We start from the raw sequence: 17,929 nt of genomic DNA, 5'->3' as shown, positions 1-17,929 counted from the left end.
CGTCAGCCTCCCGCCAGGGCGGCGACCGCCTGGCCGACCGCCGCCCCGGATGCGAGCAGGCCGACGACGGAGCCGGCGTCGGCCAGTGCCGTCCGCAGCCGGGCCAGCCGGCCGGGTCCGGCCGCACCGGTTTCGGCGATCTCCCCCTCGGTGTCGGCCAGTTGGGCGGTGAGCGCCGTGACCTCCGGGGTTTCCACGACTCTGGCCAGGTCGTCGCGGAGGGCACGTACGGCGCGCAGCAGTTCCTCCTGCGCGGGGTCCGTCGCGGGTGCGGCGCTGCCCTGGTGGTTCGTCACGGTGTTGTTGTCGCCGATGGCGAAGGCACCCTGGACGCTGCCGATGTGGATGCCCCTGCCGCGCTCGTCAGCCGTTGCCACGCTGAGTACTTCCTCTCGATGCGGAGCCGGGCTGGGTGGTCCTGCCCGGGTGGGGATGGGGATGGGGATGGGGCCTGGAGTTCGGGTTCCGGTTCGGGCTCGGGCTCGGGCTCGGGTTCGTGACGTTGGCGGTGTTGGCGTTGTTGGCGTTGTTGGTGATGGTGTTGTTGTCGCCGATGCCTACGGCGCCCTGGGCGGACTCGACGTAGACGCCACCCTGCGCGACATGGATGACCCGCTGCTCGAATTCGTCGGTCTCGTAACCGGCGTCGTGCAGCGCGGTGGTCACACCGGCCGCCACCCGCTGCTGAATGGTCTTCAGATAGCGGGCCACGTCCATCTCCTGGAAGAGCGAGGCCTCGCCGAAGGAGCCCAGCTCGCGCACCGAGGCGCCGGGCCCGTCCGGCAGTGCCCCGCCGTGCCCTCCGGTGGCCAGCCGCCAGGACGACAACAGGCCGCGCACCAGCGTGGTCACGGCGCCGCCCGCGGACCGGGGCGCGCGGGCCAGCGCCCACACCGCCTTGCCGAAGTGGTTGTGGTGACGGTAGTGGTGGGCGATCCGGTCGGCGTCCTGGAAGAGCTGCCGCAGCGGCCACAGCACATGCGGCGCGACCTCCAGCATCAGCATCCCGCCCTGGGTGTGCACCCGTACGAAGACCGTGGTGACGACTCCCTCGTTCCAGCCGCCGACCCGGATCCGCAGGAAGTGCCGACGGGTCTCGCCGCCTTCCTCCACCGCGTCGGCCAGATGCCGCACGGACGCCTCGGGTGCGTACGGTGCCGTCGTACGGGACTTCAGCCCCTCGGCCGGCAGGAAGACGCACTCGTCGATCTCCAGCGCGCGCAGCCGGTCGCGCACCGCCGCCGCGGCCTCCGGCGAGCCGTGCGGGGAGGGCACCCGCAGCGCCGCCACCAGGGGCACGACGCGGTCCAGGATGGCCCTGTTGTCCATCGGCTGGACCTCGCGGTCGTCGCGGGGCCGCAGCTCCACCTCCAGCGACCAGGTCTTGTACGGGCGGCCGGCGCCGCAGAAGGGGTTGGCCGACCCGTACATCACCAGCGGCCCGTGCTGCTCGGTCCGGACGCGGTCGCGGAGCCGCCGGAAGCGGAATCCTTCGGAGCGCTCGGCGGGGTCGGACATGGCGTCGGGGAAGCGTTCCCTGGACAGTTCGCGGGCGAGGGCGAGGGCGAACTGGCCGCGTTGCAGGGCGACCATCGTGGCCAGCAGCAGCGGCAGCGCCAGGGCGATCCAGGCCCGCAGCAGTTCGGTGCCGTGGTCGGTGCCGCTCGCGTACGCCGTGTCCATCGGGGCGCTGTCCCACCCGCTGTCGTCGTACGAGCCGAAGTCCGGCATGCCACCGGTCCAGGAGTCCGGCATCAGCAACGAGAGCGGCCAGGTCGCGGCTCTGACGCCGACCTCACCGCCGCACACCGTGATCACCAGCGTCACCACGAACCCCAGCAGCGACAACCGGCCGTACCAGCGCATGAGGAAGGCCGCCAGCCGGGCCCACCACCACGGGATCGGCGCCCGCAGGACGGCACGGGAGAGCGCGATCAGGATGACGGGGAAGAGATAGCCCAGGGCCAGGCCACCGGACATCGGGACGGCCACGATCCACAGCAGCAGGATCCCGGCGGCCCAGCCCAGTTCGAGCCGCCGGGCGCGGAGGGCGTGGGCGAGGACGCGGGCGGCGTCGATGCCCAGGGAGGGCGCGGCGAACCGCTCCTCGTGGACGTACAGCTCGTCGATGACGGTGTCGCGGAACTTGTCGTCCATGTACGTGCCGGCGCACAGCAGCCGGGTGGCCTCGCTGGCGCCCGGCGGGGTCACCGGTAACGGGCCGGGGTCCTCGGCGCGGCCCGCCGGCGCCTTGTGCAATCTCTGGGGGTCGCCCTCGGCTTCGCCAGGCTGCTGAGGCACGTTCATCTGCGTCATCACTCTCCCCCGACCTACCAACACGTCACCGCCGCGGCTCGGTTGCGGGCGCGGGGCTCCGACGAACGGCCACTATGCGGAAGCGGCAGCATAGGGCAGAACACCACTCCGTGTCAGGGAATATGAACGTGTGGTGATCGGAAGTGGTGGCTTCGCGGCCGCACTTCACCGCCCAATGGCACTTCACCGTCCATTGGCACTTCACCATCCATGGGCACTTCGCCGTCCAAAGGCCGAGCCCGCACGGTCCGGTGCGGACCGTGCGGGCTCGGCTCGTCGTGCAGAGGGGCTCAGATGAGGCCGAGACCGCGGACGGCCTCGCGCTCCTCCTCCAGCTCCTTCACGGACGCGTTGATGCGCTCGCGCGAGAAGTCGTTGATCTCCAGGCCCTGGACGATCTCGTACTTGCCGTCCTTGGTGGTGACGGGGAAGGAGGAGATCAGGCCCTCCGGGACGCCGTAGGAGCCGTCCGAGGGGATACCCATCGAGGTCCAGTCGCCGTCGGCGGTGCCGTTGACCCAGGTGTGGACGTGGTCGATGGCGGCGTTGGCGGCCGAGGCGGCGGAGGACGCGCCACGGGCCTCGATGATCGCCGCGCCGCGCTTGGCGACGGTCGGGATGAAGGTGTCGGCCAGCCAGGCCTGGTCGTTGACGACCTCGGCGGCGTTCTTGCCGGCGACCTCGGCGTGGAAGATGTCCGGGTACTGGGTGGCGGAGTGGTTGCCCCAGATCGTGAGCCTGCGGATCTCGGAGACCGGGGTGCCGGTCTTCTGCGCGAGCTGCGAGATGGCGCGGTTGTGGTCCAGGCGGGTCATCGCGGTGAAGCGCTCGGCCGGTACGTCCGGCGCGGCGGCCTGCGCGATCAGCGCGTTGGTGTTGGCCGGGTTGCCGACGACCAGGACCTTGATGTCGTCCGCGGCGTGCGCGTTGATGGCGGCGCCCTGCGGCTTGAAGATGCCGCCGTTGGCCTCCAGCAGGTCGCCGCGCTCCATGCCCTTCGTACGGGGGCGGGCGCCGACGAGCAGGGCGACGTTCGCACCGTCGAAGGCCACGTTCGGGTCGTCCGAGATGTCGATGCCCTGGAGCAGCGGGAAGGCACAGTCGTCGAGCTCCATGGCGGTGCCCTCGGCGGCCTTCAGACCCTGCGGGATCTCCAGGAGGCGCAGCTTGACCGGCACGTCCGCGCCGAGCAGATGACCGGAAGCGATGCGGAAGAGGAGTGCGTAACCGATCTGGCCGGCGGCGCCGGTGACGGTGACATTGACGGGAGTGCGGGTCATGGCGATCTCCTGCGCGACGTTTTCTGGGGGCAAGCCCCAGACCACCATGGGTGGCGGTGGGTGTCCCTGCCCATTTGTCGAGGTCTCATTATCGAGGTCTCATCGAGGTCTCTTGGTATCGAGAGACCGGGCGTCAGGCTATCGGACCCCTGACCGGCGCAGGTGACGGGCTGGTGTGGAACGCCTCACCGGGTGTCGCGACCGGCGGGGAACCGAGCCCACCGGCGAGCGGGCGGCCGCCCGCATGGAGGGGGAGTGCGGGCGGCCGCCGAGTGGTGCATACCCGTGGGGGGGTACTGGTCGCATGCCCGGGATCCGGGCGGGCATGCCACTCGGTTTCGCGCGCCCGCACGGGACGGCGAATCCCGGCCAGCGGCGCCGCGGGCGGGCGCGCCGCAGGGCACGTCGTGCGCGGGCGGGGCGGCGGGCGCACTCTGGTATCAGCGGTTTCCGGAGGTGATCGTGATGTTGAAGAGCGCTGTCGGATGGCATGTCGAACTGGAATTCGAGGAGGACACCCACCGCACCCGCGCCGCCGCCCTCGTCCGGCTCCCTGACGGGTCCGAGGTGCGCGCGCACGGATACGCCAGCCGCCACCCCGCCGACGAGAATCAGCCGAGGGTCGGCGAAGAGGTGGCGGGAGCCAGAGCGCTGAACGAACTGGCGATGAAGTTGCTGACCAAGGCACACGACGAGATCGACGAGGCGTCCGGCCGGACGTCGTACCCGCTGACCTGAAGAGGCCGCGGCGTCTGCGCCTGTGCCTGTGTCTAAGGCGTGGCCGCCCCGGTCGGGACCGGCTGTGCGCAGCCCTTCCTGCCCGTGACGGTCGTGCCGCAGGCGGAGACCTTGGCCGGGTCTCCGGTGACCTCCACCATCGGCGTGTACGCGTCGCCGTCCGCTCCGGCGCGTGCCGTGGCGCTGCGGTCGCCGGCGCTGATGGTGGCCTGGTCGCCCTTGGCCGCGGCGGTGATCCGTGCCCACGCGGCGTGGCAGACCTTGCTGTAGCGGACCTCGATCAGCGCGCCGCCCGCCACGCCCCGGGACGGGGTGACGGCGTGCGTCCCGCCGCACCCCATCTCCTCCGGGTCCTTCCCGGCGCAGCCGGCGCCGGAGCACTTCACCCCAGCGGGCAGCACCGGGTTCTTGCTGGGCGCGGCCGACGGCTTGGGCGCCGCCTTCTTGCCGCCGCCGGGCGGGTTCAGCACCAGCACCGCGGCGACGGCGACCAGCACCGCGCCCAGCGCGCCGAGGGTGATCATCAGCGCCGGGCGGCGGCGCCGGGCGGGCGCCGGGTCCGCCGCGGGCGCGGGCGGGGCGGCCGGCGGGGCCGCCAGCTGGGAGGTGGCCGCCAGCCCGGGGAAGTCCGCGGGGGACGGCGCCTCACCGGTCCGCTGGTGCGGCGGCTGCGGTGCCGTGGCGACCGGCGCGCCCCGGCCCGGCTTCCCGGCGGCCTTCCAGACCGGCTTCGGCTCGTCGGCCGGGTCGAACTCGCCCAGTGCGGCCCGCGCCTGGGCGACGCGTATCGCCTCCATGGTGACGTCGTGCCGCATCTCCGAGCGGCTCCAGGCGCGTTCGGCGAGTTCCCAGAGCGTGGTGAGGTGCCCCGGGTTGGTGCCGGTCACCTCGGCCAGCGCGAGGACCGCGCGTTGCGGTGGCAGCAGACGGCCGTTGAGGTAGCGCTCCCATGACGTCTTGCTGAAGCCGGTGCGGTCCGCGATGGTGGCCACGCTCAGCCGGCTGCGCTCCACAAGCCTGCGCAGTTGACTGGCGAACTCTTTGACCTGCGGGTCGAGTTCTTCCGGCAGCGCCTTCCAGCGAGGCATTTCGTTCCCCTATCCCCCCGTACGCACACATTTGCATTAGCCGTGTTCATCCGGGTTTCTTCCGTTCACGGTTCCCCCGCCGCGCCCGGTCCCCTACTGGCTACCCACGGAGATGCCAGGGCCAGGATGCCAGTTCCCCAGTCGGCAGGCACGCGGGAGCATTAGGGCGGAGACGTCCACCCGCATACGCCCCTCCCGCGCGCCCCTCTGTCCGCCGGCGCGCCGTCTCCGGCTCACGGCCGCGCGAAGCACTCCTTCGCGCCGCCGCCCGCCGGGAAGAGGCACAGCCGTACGCCCTCCGGGCCGCCGGCCGCCGCCATCGGCGTGACGAGGTAGCCCTCGGCGTCGAACCGGTCCGCCACCTTCGCCGACCGCGGCCGCGCGCCCGGCACCGACACCTCGACACGGTCCCCGATCCGGCCGTCCCGCATCCGCCCCCAGGCCGCACCGCACGCCGTGCTGTAGCGGACCTCGACATGCGCTCCCGTGGCAGCGGTCCGCTCCAAGGCCGTCGCCACCATGCCCTGCGCGCCGCAGTACATCGACCGCGGATCCTTGCCGTCGCACGCGGTGCCCCGGCAGCCGGTCACCGCCGAGAACGTGGGCGCGGGGCTCCGCCCGTCGCCGGGCTCCCCCGCCCAGAACGCCAGCGCGGTGGCAACGGCCGCCGCACAGACGCCGATCCCGGCCGCCATCGGCACCGCCCACCGCGGCATCCGCCCCACCGCACGGCTCCTCGGCGCGACGTCCTCGCCACCGCCCGCACCACCGTCCGCAGCGCTGCCCGTAGCGCTGCCCGTATCCGGCGCCACTCCCGACCGGCCCCGCCCGCTCCAGGCCGCGTCCGCCAGTTCCCACAGCGCCACCAGCCGCCCGGACGGCTCGCCCGCCAGCCGGCACAGCGCCTCGACCGCGTCCCGCGGCGGCAGCTTCTTCCCGTTGAGATAGCGCTCCCACGACGACTTGCTGTACGGGGTCCTGGTGGCCAGTGCGGCCAGGCTCAGCCCCGTACGGCCGCGCAACTCCCGCATGCCCTCGGCCAGTCGGACGCTCTCCACCGTCTCGCGCGGCTCGCCGCCCCGTCCGCTCACCGGCGCAGCACCTTCCAGGTGTCGGGGCCCACGATCCCGTCCGGGGGCAGTCCGGCCTTCGACTGGAAGCGTTTGACGGCACGCATGGTGTTCTCGCCGACGATGCCGTCCACCGGGCCCGGGTCGTACCCGCGGTGGTGCAGCAGGCACTGCGCTTCGACGACCTCCCAGCCGCCGGCGCCGTTGCCCAGGATGGCGGTGGCGGTATGGCTGCGCCCGGCGTAGAGGGCGCCGTCCGTGCGCCGGACGTGGCAGTCGAAGGTCTCACCCGGCCGGCGGCTGAACGCCGGGGCGGCGCCGGTGCTCCGGCCGGCCGCGGTGACCTGCGCCCCTTGGCCGCCGCCGGTGTCGTCCTGCCAGGGGCGGACGGCCAGCAGCGCCGCCCCGGCGACGATCAGCGCGACCACCGCGGCCGGCAGCAACATCCTGGCCCGCACCGCCCGGCGGCGGCCGTCCGCCGCCGGCTCCCACTCCGCCGTCCGCTCCGGTAACTCCTTTGCCGGCCGCTCCGCGCCCCACGCCTGCGCCGCGACCTCGTGCAGCGCCATAAGCCGGGTCGCATCGGTGCCGCAGACCCGCGCCAGTGCCTCCACCGCCTCGCGCGGCGGCAGGTTCCTGCCGTTGAGATAGCGCTCCCACGACGACTTGCTGTACGAGGTCTTGACGGCGAGCGAGGCCAGGCTCAGCCCGCTGTGGTCCTTCAACCTCCGCAGCTGTACGACCAGTTGCCGGACCCGCTGGTCAAGCGATCCGGGCAGCTCTTTCCAACGCGACATGTTCCACCCCACACGCGTTCGTTCTCCCCCGAGGCGACGCGCCCCCTGTGCCGCCGATGATGGCGCGGCCGCCGGGCACGGTTCCGCCCGTTACTGTTTTTTACCCCTACCGCGACAGTTGCGGACATGTGTACCCGCCTCGTCCGCGTCCCACCGCGACGTCCACGGCGGCCACGTCCCCGCAGCTCAGAGCCTGGGACGTCCCACAAGGTCCGCACCCGGTCGGTGGCCCTGGCAATCACCCGCGGCCCGGAGCACAGTCGGTGACGCACCACCGGCGGCGCGGTCCACCCCGCGCCGCCGCCACCACAACGGGGAGGAAGCACACTCATGAACGCACGTAAGCGTATTGCCCTCACCGCGGCGACCCTGGCACTCGGAAGCGGCCTCGCGCTCGCCCCGTCCGCGGGCGCGGTCGCTTCGACCGGGTCCCAGAGCGGACACGTCAGCGCCCAGGCCTCGTGCAACTACCCGTACGTCTGCTTCTACAAGGGGAGCAGCAAGACGGGCCAGTTCAAGGACACCGGCTACTGGCAGAGCCTGGGTTCCAGCAAGGGCGCCACTTCGATGGTGAACACCCGCCGGGACGACGTCGTCTACACCCATTTCACGAACGGCCGGACGCACTGCACCCCGCCGCGGAGCACCACGGACTTCAACTCGTGGAAGGCCGACAAGGTCTACATCAGCACCAAGTCGCACTGCTGACATCGGGTCGGGCCCGCCCTGAGGCCCGTACGAAGGCGGCGGCCCGTCCTCCCACGGGGGAGAGGACGGGCCGCCGTCATCGGCTTCGGGTCAGTTCGGCTTCGGGTCAGTCGGCCATCTTCTTCTGGAGGTTGGCGTCCAGCGCGTCCAGGAACTGCTCGGTGGTCAGCCACGGCTGTTCGGGGGCGATGAGCAGGGCCAGGTCCTTGGTCATCTGGCCGCCCTCGACGGTCTCGACGCAGACCCGCTCCAGGTTCTCCGCGAACCTGGTGACCTCGGGGGTGTCGTCCAGCTTGCCGCGGTGGGCCAGGCCGCGGGTCCAGGCGAAGATCGACGCGATCGGGTTGGTGGAGGTCGCCTTGCCCTGCTGGTGCTGGCGGTAGTGGCGGGTGACGGTGCCGTGCGCGGCCTCGGCCACGAGGGTCCGGCCGTCCGGCGTCATCAGGACGGAGGTCATCAGGCCGAGCGAGCCGAAGCCCTGCGCGACGATGTCGGACTGGATGTCGCCGTCGTAGTTCTTGCAGGCCCAGACGTAGCCGCCGGCCCACTTGAGCGCGGCGGCGACCATGTCGTCGATCAGGCGGTGCTCGTAGGTCAGGCCCTGGGCGTCGAACTGTGTCTTGAACTCCGCGTCGAAGACCTCCTGGAAGATCTCCTTGAAGCGGCCGTCGTACTTCTTGAGGACGGTGTTCTTCGTGGAAAGGTAGACCGGGTAGCTGCGGTCCAGTCCGTAGCGGAACGAGGCGCGGGCGAAGTCGCGGATCGACTCGTCGTGGTTGTACATCGCCAGCGCGACACCGGAGCCGGGGAACTCGTGGACCTCCAGCTCGATCGGCTCCCCGCCGTCCTGCGGGGTGAAGGTCATGGTGAGCGTGCCGGCGCCGGGCACCTTGAGGTCGGTCGCCTGGTACTGGTCGCCGAAGGCGTGCCGGCCGACGACGATCGGCCTGGTCCAGCCGGGCACCAGGCGCGGCACGTTCTCCATGATGATCGGCTCGCGGAAGATCACTCCGCCGAGGATTTCTCGGAGGGTGCCGTTCGGCGAGCGGTACATCGCCTTGAGGTGGAACTCCTCGACGCGCGCCTCGTCCGGGGTGATCGTGGCGCACTTCACGCCGGCGCCGTACTTCTTGATGGCGTGCGCGGCGTCGGCCGTCACCTGGTCGTGTGTGGCGTCCCGGTGCTCGATGCCGAGGTCGAAGTACTTCAGGTCGATATCGAGGTACGGGAGGATCAGCTTGTCCTTGATGAAGGACCAGATGATGCGGGTCATCTCGTCGCCGTCGAGCTCGACGACGGGGTTGGCAACCTTGATCTTGGCCATCAGGTGGTACGTCCCTCTCGCGCTGCGGCTCGGGCGGCGAGATCCGGTGCGCGGGCCCACACCAGGCGGCACACTTCAGACTCGTCGCTACATCCCACCATCAAGCTACTCGAAGCGGACATTCCACTCGGAGATTCGGCCGGTAAGTCCGGCCGCGTACGTCGTTGCCCGGGACCGCGTCAGCCGGGGGCCTCGTCAGGCCCCGGACCCGGACCCGGGACCGCGTCAGGGCTCGGAGCGCACCGTGAAGTGCACGATGTCGTCCAGGAACGGGATGTGCAGCCACGGCTTGGGCTGCACCATCAGCGCCAGGATCACGATCACGAAACCGAGCAGCCCGTAGAGCGCCATGTCGGTGAACCGGGAGCGCACCGCCAGCATCCCCACCGACGGCAGGGCCCAGCGCAGCACCGCGCCCGCGAACAGCGACAGCCCGATCAGCAGCGTCCCGATACGGAACACGTCGACGGCCACCAGCAGCAGCCCGACCGCCACGCCGCCCATGACGGCGAGCAGCGGCCACTGCCGGGCCGGCGCGGGGAAGCCGCCGGCGGCGGCCCGGCCGCCGCCCTCCGGCCGGGCCGTGTCCCGGGTCAGCAGCGGAAACCGCCGCGAGGAGCGCTGCGGCTCGGACGCCTGGTCCGAATGCGCTTCGGCACCCATGGCTGCCACCTCAGTCCCCTCAGGCGTCCGGGCCGGCGGCGCGCTCGGCCGCCTCGACGACGTTGACCAGCAGCTGGGCGCGGGTCATGGGGCCGACGCCGCCCGGGTTGGGGGCGACCCAGCCGGCCACCTCGGCGACGCCCGGGTGCACATCGCCGACGATCTTGCCGTTCTCGTCCCGGCTGACGCCGACGTCCAGGACGGCCGCGCCCGGCTTCACGTCCTCGGGCTTGATGATGTGCGGCACACCGGCCGCGGCGACGATGATGTCGGCCTGCTTGAGGTGCGCGGACAGATCGCGGGTGCCGGTGTGGCACTGGGTCACGGTCGCGTTCTCCGACTTGCGGGTCAGCACCAGCGGCATCGGGCGGCCGATGGTGATGCCCCGGCCGACGACGACCACGTCCGCGCCCTTGATCTCCACGCCGTGCCGCCGCAGCAGCTGCACGATGCCGTACGGGGTGCACGGCAGCGGGCCCTCGACGCCGAGCACCAGCTTGCCCAGGCTCACCGGGTGCAGCCCGTCGGCGTCCTTGGCCGGGTCCATCAGCTCCAGGACGCGGTTGGCGTCGATGCCCTTGGGGAGCGGGAGTTGGACGATGTAGCCGGTGCAGGCGGGGTCCTCGTTGAGCTCCCGTACGACCGCCTCGATCTCCTCCTGGGTGGCCGTCTCCGGCAGTTCACGCTGAATCGAGGCGATGCCGACCTGCGCGCAGTCGCGGTGCTTGCCGTTGACGTACCAGCGGCTGCCGGGGTCGTCACCGACCAGGAGGGTGCCGAGGCCGGGCTGCACACCCTTGGCCTTCAGCGCCTCGACGCGGGCGGTGAGCTCGGACTTGATCGCGGCGGCGGTGGCCTTGCCATCCAGAATCTGGGCAGTCATGGTTCCATCCTCGCGGATGGGGGCGGCCCGGTTCCAATCAGGGCACGCGATATCAGGTTGTCGCCGAGCCGACCGGAATTGATCATTGCACTTGCACAACGTCTTGCCGCCTTGACTGGACAGGAGTAATGCGCAACTAGAAGGATTGTCGGTCGAGTGCCGCAGGCATCGTCGGGGGCGGGCCAGTGAAACCTGTTTTTCCTCCGAGTCACGGCTGCGTCGTCCCCAACGGAGGAAAGAACCACATGAGCTTCGGCGACCCGAACAACCCCTACGGCCAGCCGCCGCAGGCGCCGCAGGGCCCGTACGGCCAGCAGCCCCCCGTACCGCCGCAGGCGCAGCCGGGCTACGGCTACCCGCAGCAGGCGCCGCCGCAGCAGCCCTACGGTTACCCGCAGCAGCAGGCGCAGCCCGCGGGTTACGGCTACCCGCAGCAGCCGGCTCCGTACGGCCAGCCGGGTATGCCGAGCGCGTACGCGAGCTGGGGCGCGCGGGTCGGTGCCTTCCTCATCGACTACCTCATCGTCGGTCTGCTCCCGACCATCATCCTCATGGTGGCCTGGTTCTCGGCGGCCGCCGCGGCGACCACCACGCCGGACACCTCGCACTGCGCCGCGGGCGACTACTCGTGCATCAGCGACGCCTACGACTCGGCGAACAACACGAACGCCGGCATCGGCGTCGGGCTCCTCATCGTCGTCATCCTGGTCAGCCTGCTCGGCATCGGCCTCGGATTCTGGATGGTGGCCAAGGAAGGCAAGACCGGCCAGACCCCGGGCAAGAAGGCCCTGGGCATCCGGGTCGTCCGCGAGATGAACGGCCAGCCGCTCGGCTTCGGTCTGGCCTTCGGCCGCAAGCTCTGCCACATCCTCGACGAGCCTTGCCTGATCGGCTTCTTGTGGCCGCTGTGGGACGAGAAGAGCCAGACGTTCGCCGACAAGGTCGTCGGCACGGTGGTCGTCAAGGCATAACACCCGCTTCCCGTCCGGCCGGTCACACTGCCCGCCGGACACCTCGTCCCGAAGGCCCCCTCGCAACCGCGCGATCGGGGCCTTCGCGGCGCTGAGGGGGAGGTGCGAGGCGGCCCGCCGAGGCCGTTGGCTACCGTCCTCCACGACACTGAAATCCGGTCATGAAGCCCGAAGGACACCGCTCGTGAGCTATCCGAACCCGAATCCCTACGGTCCGCCTCCGGGCCAGCAGCCCGGCTACGGCTACCCCCAGCAGCAGCCGCCGTCGCCTTACGGCGCCTACCCGGGCGGCGGGATGATGCCCGGCGCGCCCGCGCCCTATCCGACCGTCATGCCGGGCGGTGTGAAGGCGGCGCGCGTGATGCTCTTCGTGCTCGCCGGCCTGAACCTGATCGGCCTGATCTTCGCCGTGATGGGTCTGGGCAGCGTCAGCAAGGCGTCGAAGAACGCGTCCGAATACACCACGTCCGACGCGATGACCGCGATGAACGTCGGCAAGGGCCTGCTGATCGCCGTGATCGTGGTGATCGTGCTGTTCATAGGCGCCGCGATCATGCTGGGTGCCCAGTTCGGCAACGGCGGCTCCGGCGTCCGCGTCGGCACCATCATCTTCGGTGTCGCCAACACCCTGGTCAGCCTGCTCTCGTTCCCCTTCGGCCTGGTGCACACCGTCCTCGGGATCCTGATCATCGTCTTCGTCTCCAAGGACGACGGCACCGCCTGGTTCAACCGGCCGCGCTACTGACGTCCAGGGGCGTACGCCCCGGGCAAGACCGGCACAGGGCTCCCACCGCACGCGCGGTGGGAGCCCTGTGCCGTTGGGGCCGCCTGACGGACGGTCAGTGGAAGAAGTGCCGCGTCCCCGTGAGGTACATCGTCACGCCCGCCTTCTTCGCGGCCTCGACGACCAGCTCGTCACGGATCGAACCGCCCGGCTGGACGATGGCCTTCACGCCGGCCGCGATGAGGATCTCCGCGCCGTCGGGGAAGGGGAAGAACGCGTCGGAGGCGGCGTACGCGCCGCGCGCCCGCTCCTCGCCCGCGCGCTCGACGGCCAGCTTGCAGGAGTCCACCCGGTTGACCTGGCCCATGCCGACGCCGACCGAGGCGCCGTCCTTGGCGAGCAGGATCGCGTTGGACTTCACCGCGCGGCACGCCTTCCAGGCGAAGGACAGCTCGGCCAGCTCCACGGCGGACAGCGCCTCGCCGGTGGCGAGCGTCCAGTTGGCCGGGTCGTCGCCGTCGGCCTGGAGCCGGTCGGTGACCTGGAGGAGCGCGCCGCCGTCGACGGCCTTGACCTCGACCGGGTTGGCCGGCGCTCCGGGGGCGCGCAGCACCCGGATGTTCTTCTTGCGGGCGAGGACCTCGACCGCGCCGTCCTCGTAGTCGGGCGCCACGATGACCTCGGTGAAGATCTCCGCGACCTGCTCGGCCATCGCCACGGACACCGGGCGGTTGACGGCGATCACGCCGCCGAACGCGGACAGCGGGTCGCACTCGTGCGCCTTGCGGTGCGCCTCGGCGACATCGACACCGACCGCGATCCCGCACGGGTTGGCGTGCTTGATGATCGCGACACAGGGCTCGGTGTGGTCGTACGCGGCACGGCGCGCGGCGTCCGTGTCGGTGTAGTTGTTGTACGACATCTCCTTGCCGTGCAGCTGCTCCGCCTCGGCGAGGCCGCCCTCGCCGTTGACGTACAGCGCGGCGCCCTGGTGCGGGTTCTCGCCGTAGCGCAGCACGTTCTTGCGCTCATAGGTGGCGCCGAGGAAGGCGGGCAGGCCCGAGTCGTCTGCGGCCGCGTAGTCCTCGGCGAACCAGGAGGCCACGGCGACGTCGTAGGCGGCGGTGTGCCGGAACGCCGCCGCGGCGAACCGCTTGCGCACCCCCAGCGTGAAGCCGCCCTCCTTGACCGCCTGGAGGACCGCGGCGTACGCGGCCGGGTCCGTGACGACCGCGACGGAGGGGTGGTTCTTGGCGGCGGCGCGGACCATCGAAGGACCGCCGATGTCGATCTGCTCGACGCACTCGTCGGCGGTGGCGCCGGAGGCGACGGTCTCCTTGAACGGGTAGAGGTTCACGACGACGAGGTCGAACGGCTCCACGCCGAGGTCGGCCAGCTGCTGCTGGTGGTCGGGCAGCCGCAGGTCGGCGAGGATGCCGGCGTGCACCTTGGGGTGCAGGGTCTTGACCCGGCCGTCGAGGCACTCGGGGAAGCCGGTGAGCTCCTCGACCTTGGTGACCGGAACCCCGGCCGCGGCGATCTTCGCGGCCGTCGACCCGGTCGAGACGAGCTGGACGCCCGCCGCGTGCAGGCCCTGAGCCAGCTCCTCCAGCCCGGACTTGTCATAGACGCTGACGAGTGCGCGGCGGATGGGCCGCTGGGTGCCTTCGGTGGCGGTCACGAGATACGTACCTTTCGTCCCTCAATGCGGTAGCCGTGCCGGGCCAGACGCCCCACGACCTCGACGAGCAGCGATCGCTCGACTTCCTTGATGCGCTCATGCAGCGCGGATTCGTCGTCCTCGTCCCGGACCTCGACCACGCCCTGGGCGATGATCGGGCCGGTGTCGACGCCGTCGTCGACGAAGTGGACGGTGCATCCGGTGACCTTCGCGCCGTACGCGAGCGCGTCGCGCACGCCGTGGGCACCGGGAAAACTGGGCAGCAGCGCCGGGTGCGTGTTGACCGTCCGGCCGCCGAAACGGGCCAGGAATTCCTTCCCGAGGATCTTCATGAAGCCGGCCGAGACGACGAGGTCCGGCTCGTACCCGGCGGTCGCCTCGGTGAGCGCCACGTCCCAGGCCGCGCGGCTGTCGTAGTCCTTGACCCGGCGGACGAACGTCGGCAGACCGGCCCGCTCGGCGCGCTCCAGCCCCGCGATGGCGGCACGGTCGGCGCCCACGGCCACGATCTCGGCGCCGTAGGCCGCCGCCCCCTCCTCGGCGATGGCGTCGAGCAGCGCCTGGAGGTTCGTCCCCGAACCGGAGACGAGCACGACGATGCGGGCGGGGCGCGGTGCGGAGGCCGGGCTGGGGGAGGCCGGGCGGGACGGCGGGAGAGGGGGAGCCACGTCGGGGGTCTTTCTCGCGGGGGTGCTGCTCTTCTGCGGACGACTTACGGCTGTCTAGCGGATGTATGGCGCCGGCCGGAGCATGCCGTTGGCGGTTTGTACGGTCGTACGAAGCCATGGGTCGCGTGAATACGGGGAACCCTACGAAGGCGCCGACCGTCAGCAACGATACCGGCACCGCGCGCGGCCCCCACGGGACGGGGGCGGGCGCGGGAGGTAGCGTCGGGCGTGAGAACGCATGCAGTTCGTGGTGATCGACCGCCTGGCCCACCGGCCGGAAGGGCGGCCAAGACAAGGGGAAGACACACTCCAGATGCCGGTCCGACGCCGCCGCGCGGCCCTCCTCCTCCCTCCCGCGACTATCGCTGGGAGGTACCCACAACCCGTGACCGCCCCCGGGATGGTCCTGCTGCCGCGTGAGCGCAAGTCGTCGTCATCGCCGTCGTCCTCGTCCGCGGACTCCCCTTCCCCGGAGTCCGGAGAGTCCAACGGGGCCGACGGTGCGTCCTCCCCCGAGTCGGACAACCCCTTCGCGCCGCCACCGGCCGACGCCCCCGACCAGGAGTGGCGGCCGCGCCACCCCGCCCCGCACGACCAGGGGCGGAACGGCGACCAGGACCAGGCCCCGCAGGACGAGCCGACCCCGGCCTGGGGCAGCCAGTGGAGCAGCCGCCAGCCGGGCCGCCAGAGCGGCGGTTTCGGCACCCGGCCGGGCGGCCGCGGACAGCAGGGCGGCGGCCAGGGCGGGCCCGGCGGCCCTGGCAACCCGCGCTGGGACCCCACCGACCCGGCACAGCGCCGCGCGCGCTACGCCCTGCTCGGCGGCATGTGGTCGTTCTTCTTCGTGCTCTTCAGCCTGCCCGAGGTCGCGCTGCTGCTGGCCGCGCTGGCGGTCTACTGGAGCATCAGCTCGCTGCGCGCCAAGCCGAGTTCCGCGAAGGCGACCGCGGAGGCGACGACCGCCGCGATGGAGGGCCGCCCCGCCCCGACCGGCGCCGCGCCGGGCGCCCCGTCCTCGGCGTACTCCACCCGGCCGCAGACGACCGCGGCCATCGCGGGCCTGGTGACCGCCACGCTGGCGCTGATGATGGTCGCCGCGACCTTCACCCTGCAGATCGTCTACCGCGACTACTTCACCTGCGTGGACGACGCCCTGACCCAGCAGGCCAGCAAGTCCTGCGAGAACCTGCTGCCCAAGCAGCTGCGCCCGCTGCTGAGCACTCAGGAGTAGCCGAGCGCAGGGGAGCGGCTGCCGCCCCGCCCTGGCTCAGGCGGCGTCGGGCTCGTCGGGTGCGCTCGGGACTCCGGGTTGCGGTGCGCCGTCCGCCGGGGGCCGCGGCTCGGTCCAGGGCGCGGCGGTCCGTACCGGCGCGGCGGGCGAGGTCCTCCGTACGGCCCCGGCGGGCGCCGCGCTCCGCCGCCCGGTCTCCGCGCGGCCGGCCTGCGCCACGGTCTCGGCGTGCCCGGCCTGCCCTGCGGTCTCCGCCGGTGCGGCCTGCCCCGGCCGCGCCCCCTCCCCCACCGGCTTCCGGCGGCCCTGTGGGAGTACGGACCGGCCGCGGCGGGCCTCCGGTGTCTCGGCGGTGCGATTGGTGCGCCGGTGGACGGCCCGCAGGACGAGTGCCACGGGGACGCCGGTCAGGGCCGTCCAGCCGGCCGCCGCGAGGCCCGTGAGCCACCAGTTGGGGCCGAAGTCGGCGAGGGCTCCGTTGCCGAGCGCGCCGCCGGAGAAGCATGCGAGGGTCGCCATCGCCGCGCCGCAGGCGCCGGCTCCCAAACCGGCCACGGCGGCGGTGGTCCGCCATGTCCCGTGCGTGTCCCGGGGCCTGGCCGCGTACCGGGCGAGCAGTACCCCGGCCAGGACCGGCGCGGCGGCCACCGCCCAGGTCAGCGGGCGGCCGGTGCCCGCGTCCGGCAGGCCGGTGAGCAGCGGGAAGTGGGGCAGCGCCGGATGGCCGGACGTGCCCAGGGGCCCGACCGCGCTGCCCGCGCCGACCGTGAAGCCCGGCCCCAGCCCGTACGCGGCCCCCCAGACGGCCGCGTTGGGGAGCAGCGCGAGGCACAGCAGCACCACCGTGCAGCAGCCCGCCCAGTCCGGTGCGAGGTGGCGGAGGTCCCGCAGGGCCTCGCCGGCGTGCAGGCCGAGGGCGAGCAGGAGGAGCAGCGCGCCGCTGGCGAGCAGGGCGAGGGTGGCGGCGGCCGCGGCCCGGAGCACGACGGCGGGCGGGGCGCCTTGGAGGGCGCGGCGGGCCGTGTGCCGGTAGTCGGTGAGCAGCCTGCGGACCGAGGGCGGCAGCAGGTCGGCTCCCGTGGGGCCGAGGATGCGCCAGGCCGTGACGGTCACGGTCGCGGTCGCGGTGCCCGTCACGCACAGCACGGCGCTGAGCGGCGCGGCGGCCACCGGGCCGGTCGCGGTGTAGAGCACCGCGCAGCCCGCGACCAGCAGATATCCGGTCAGGAGAGCCCCGAGGAGCGGGCGCGGGGCCAGGCCGGGCGACACCGTGGATTCCGGTCCGTTCGCCGTCCGGTCGGCGGGGTCGAAGCGGCGGGCCGATGTCGCCAGGGTGTGCCGGGTGACCCGGTACAGCAGCCAGACGGGGAGCGCGACGAACAGCATCGGGGTCACCTCGACCGGGGCCGGTGTGCCGGACGGCGTCGCGTTCCGTACGAGGCCGCCGCCGTGCGCGAGCAGCCACAGGTCGGCGGAGAGCTGGAGGGCGGGGGTCGGGGAGCCGTCCGGGTAGAGCGAGGCGACCCAGATCAGCAGGACGGCGACCGCGAACGCCCCGAGGCCGAGGCAGGCCGCCAGCACGCCGCCGAGGAAGGCGGCGCCGGTCGCGGCGGAGGGCTGGGCGGCTCCGCGGTCGTGCGAGGAGAGCGTCGGGCCACGATCAGTCAATTGGCTCACAGCGCCATGCTGCCAATAACACCCGTTCCGTCCATGTATGGGCGACTGTCCGACGTGTCGCGCGCAATGCGCTTATCCGGGTTTTCACACTGGTCCGGAGCGCCCGACCC

The 17,929-nt window shown here is 72.2% G+C and carries 17 protein-coding genes; 5 read left to right on the top strand and 12 right to left on the bottom strand.

Annotation, left to right across the window (positions count from 1 at the left end; translation table 11 throughout):
• Positions 1-2: 2 nt before the first annotated feature.
• The 3 genes from FCH28_RS17845 to FCH28_RS17835 form a co-directional block, all read right to left on the bottom strand.
• Positions 3-377 (bottom strand): hypothetical protein, encoded by a 375-nt coding sequence (locus FCH28_RS17845; RefSeq protein ID WP_136741031.1) that lies wholly within the window; start codon positions 375-377, stop codon positions 3-5.
• Positions 364-2,316 (bottom strand): hypothetical protein, encoded by a 1,953-nt coding sequence (locus tag FCH28_RS17840; protein ID WP_246102945.1) that lies wholly within the window; start codon positions 2,314-2,316, stop codon positions 364-366. Before FCH28_RS17840 ends, FCH28_RS17845 begins: the two co-directional genes overlap by 14 nt.
• 290 nt (positions 2,317-2,606) lie before the next feature.
• The gene (locus tag FCH28_RS17835) at positions 2,607-3,596 is read right to left on the bottom strand and encodes a malate dehydrogenase (protein ID WP_136741030.1); all 990 of its coding nucleotides are present in this window, start codon (positions 3,594-3,596) and stop codon (positions 2,607-2,609) included.
• 465 nt (positions 3,597-4,061) lie between these two features.
• Between FCH28_RS17835 and FCH28_RS17830 the strand changes: the two genes are divergently transcribed.
• The gene (locus tag FCH28_RS17830; protein WP_136741029.1) at positions 4,062-4,334 is read left to right on the top strand and encodes a DUF1876 domain-containing protein; all 273 of its coding nucleotides are present in this window, start codon (positions 4,062-4,064) and stop codon (positions 4,332-4,334) included.
• A gap of 32 nt (positions 4,335-4,366) precedes the next feature.
• On the opposite strand, the gene FCH28_RS17825 is transcribed toward FCH28_RS17830, so the two are convergent.
• From FCH28_RS17825 to FCH28_RS17815, 3 genes are all read right to left on the bottom strand, one after another.
• Positions 4,367-5,422, bottom strand: a complete 1,056-nt coding sequence (locus FCH28_RS17825; RefSeq protein WP_136741028.1) for a helix-turn-helix domain-containing protein — start codon at positions 5,420-5,422, stop codon at positions 4,367-4,369.
• Positions 5,423-5,655: 233 nt separating this feature from the next.
• Positions 5,656-6,513, bottom strand: a complete 858-nt coding sequence (locus FCH28_RS17820) for a helix-turn-helix domain-containing protein (protein ID WP_246102943.1) — start codon at positions 6,511-6,513, stop codon at positions 5,656-5,658.
• Positions 6,510-7,289 (bottom strand): peptidoglycan-binding protein, encoded by a 780-nt coding sequence (locus FCH28_RS17815; RefSeq protein ID WP_136741027.1) that lies wholly within the window; start codon positions 7,287-7,289, stop codon positions 6,510-6,512. The genes FCH28_RS17820 and FCH28_RS17815 overlap by 4 nt, the downstream gene beginning before the upstream one ends.
• A gap of 330 nt (positions 7,290-7,619) precedes the next feature.
• On the opposite strand from FCH28_RS17815, the gene FCH28_RS17810 reads away from it, so the two are divergent.
• A complete protein-coding gene (locus tag FCH28_RS17810) occupies positions 7,620-7,997 on the top strand; it encodes a hypothetical protein (RefSeq protein WP_136741026.1) in 378 nt (125 codons plus the stop codon).
• Between the two features lie 106 nt (positions 7,998-8,103).
• Here FCH28_RS17810 and FCH28_RS17805 read toward each other — a convergent pair whose 3' ends face one another.
• The 3 genes from FCH28_RS17805 to FCH28_RS17795 form a co-directional block, all read right to left on the bottom strand.
• Positions 8,104-9,321, bottom strand: coding sequence for an NADP-dependent isocitrate dehydrogenase (locus FCH28_RS17805; protein ID WP_136741025.1), 1,218 nt, complete (start codon positions 9,319-9,321; stop codon positions 8,104-8,106).
• Between the two features lie 225 nt (positions 9,322-9,546).
• Entirely contained in the window at positions 9,547-9,984 is a 438-nt protein-coding gene (locus tag FCH28_RS17800; RefSeq protein ID WP_136741024.1) for a DUF3017 domain-containing protein, read from the bottom strand.
• Between the two features lie 19 nt (positions 9,985-10,003).
• Positions 10,004-10,867: a bifunctional methylenetetrahydrofolate dehydrogenase/methenyltetrahydrofolate cyclohydrolase gene (locus FCH28_RS17795; protein ID WP_136741023.1), complete on the bottom strand. Its 864-nt coding sequence runs from the start codon at positions 10,865-10,867 to the stop codon at positions 10,004-10,006.
• Positions 10,868-11,112: 245 nt separating this feature from the next.
• Here FCH28_RS17795 and FCH28_RS17790 point away from each other — a divergent pair, with 245 nt between their 5' ends.
• Both FCH28_RS17790 and FCH28_RS17785 read left to right on the top strand, forming a co-directional pair.
• Entirely contained in the window at positions 11,113-11,838 is a 726-nt protein-coding gene (locus FCH28_RS17790) for an RDD family protein (RefSeq protein WP_136741022.1), read from the top strand.
• 184 nt (positions 11,839-12,022) lie between these two features.
• Complete coding sequence (locus tag FCH28_RS17785; protein WP_136741021.1) at positions 12,023-12,583, top strand: hypothetical protein; 561 nt, start codon at positions 12,023-12,025, stop codon at positions 12,581-12,583.
• A 94-nt stretch (positions 12,584-12,677) separates the two neighbouring features.
• Here the strand turns inward: FCH28_RS17785 and purH are convergent, their stop codons facing one another.
• Positions 12,678-14,243 (bottom strand): bifunctional phosphoribosylaminoimidazolecarboxamide formyltransferase/IMP cyclohydrolase, encoded by a 1,566-nt coding sequence (gene purH, locus FCH28_RS17780; protein ID WP_136741020.1) that lies wholly within the window; start codon positions 14,241-14,243, stop codon positions 12,678-12,680.
• On the bottom strand, positions 14,240-14,911 hold the full coding sequence (gene purN, locus FCH28_RS17775; protein ID WP_136741019.1) for a phosphoribosylglycinamide formyltransferase: 672 nt from the start codon (positions 14,909-14,911) through the stop codon (positions 14,240-14,242). The genes purH and purN overlap by 4 nt, the downstream gene beginning before the upstream one ends.
• Before the next feature lie 313 nt (positions 14,912-15,224).
• Here purN and FCH28_RS17765 point away from each other — a divergent pair, with 313 nt between their 5' ends.
• Positions 15,225-16,142 carry a hypothetical protein gene (locus tag FCH28_RS17765; protein WP_425471948.1) on the top strand — a complete coding sequence of 306 codons (918 nt, stop codon included), beginning with the start codon at positions 15,225-15,227 and terminating at the stop codon, positions 16,140-16,142.
• 36 nt (positions 16,143-16,178) lie between these two features.
• On the opposite strand, the gene FCH28_RS17760 is transcribed toward FCH28_RS17765, so the two are convergent.
• Complete coding sequence (locus FCH28_RS17760; RefSeq protein WP_136741017.1) at positions 16,179-17,819, bottom strand: cell division protein PerM; 1,641 nt, start codon at positions 17,817-17,819, stop codon at positions 16,179-16,181.
• Positions 17,820-17,929 lie beyond the last annotated feature (110 nt).

This window comes from Streptomyces piniterrae (genome assembly GCF_005048155.1).
In the GTDB taxonomy this organism is placed as follows: Bacteria; Actinomycetota; Actinomycetes; order Streptomycetales; family Streptomycetaceae; genus Streptomyces; species Streptomyces piniterrae.
This window is presented reverse-complemented; position numbering and strand designations above follow the sequence as displayed.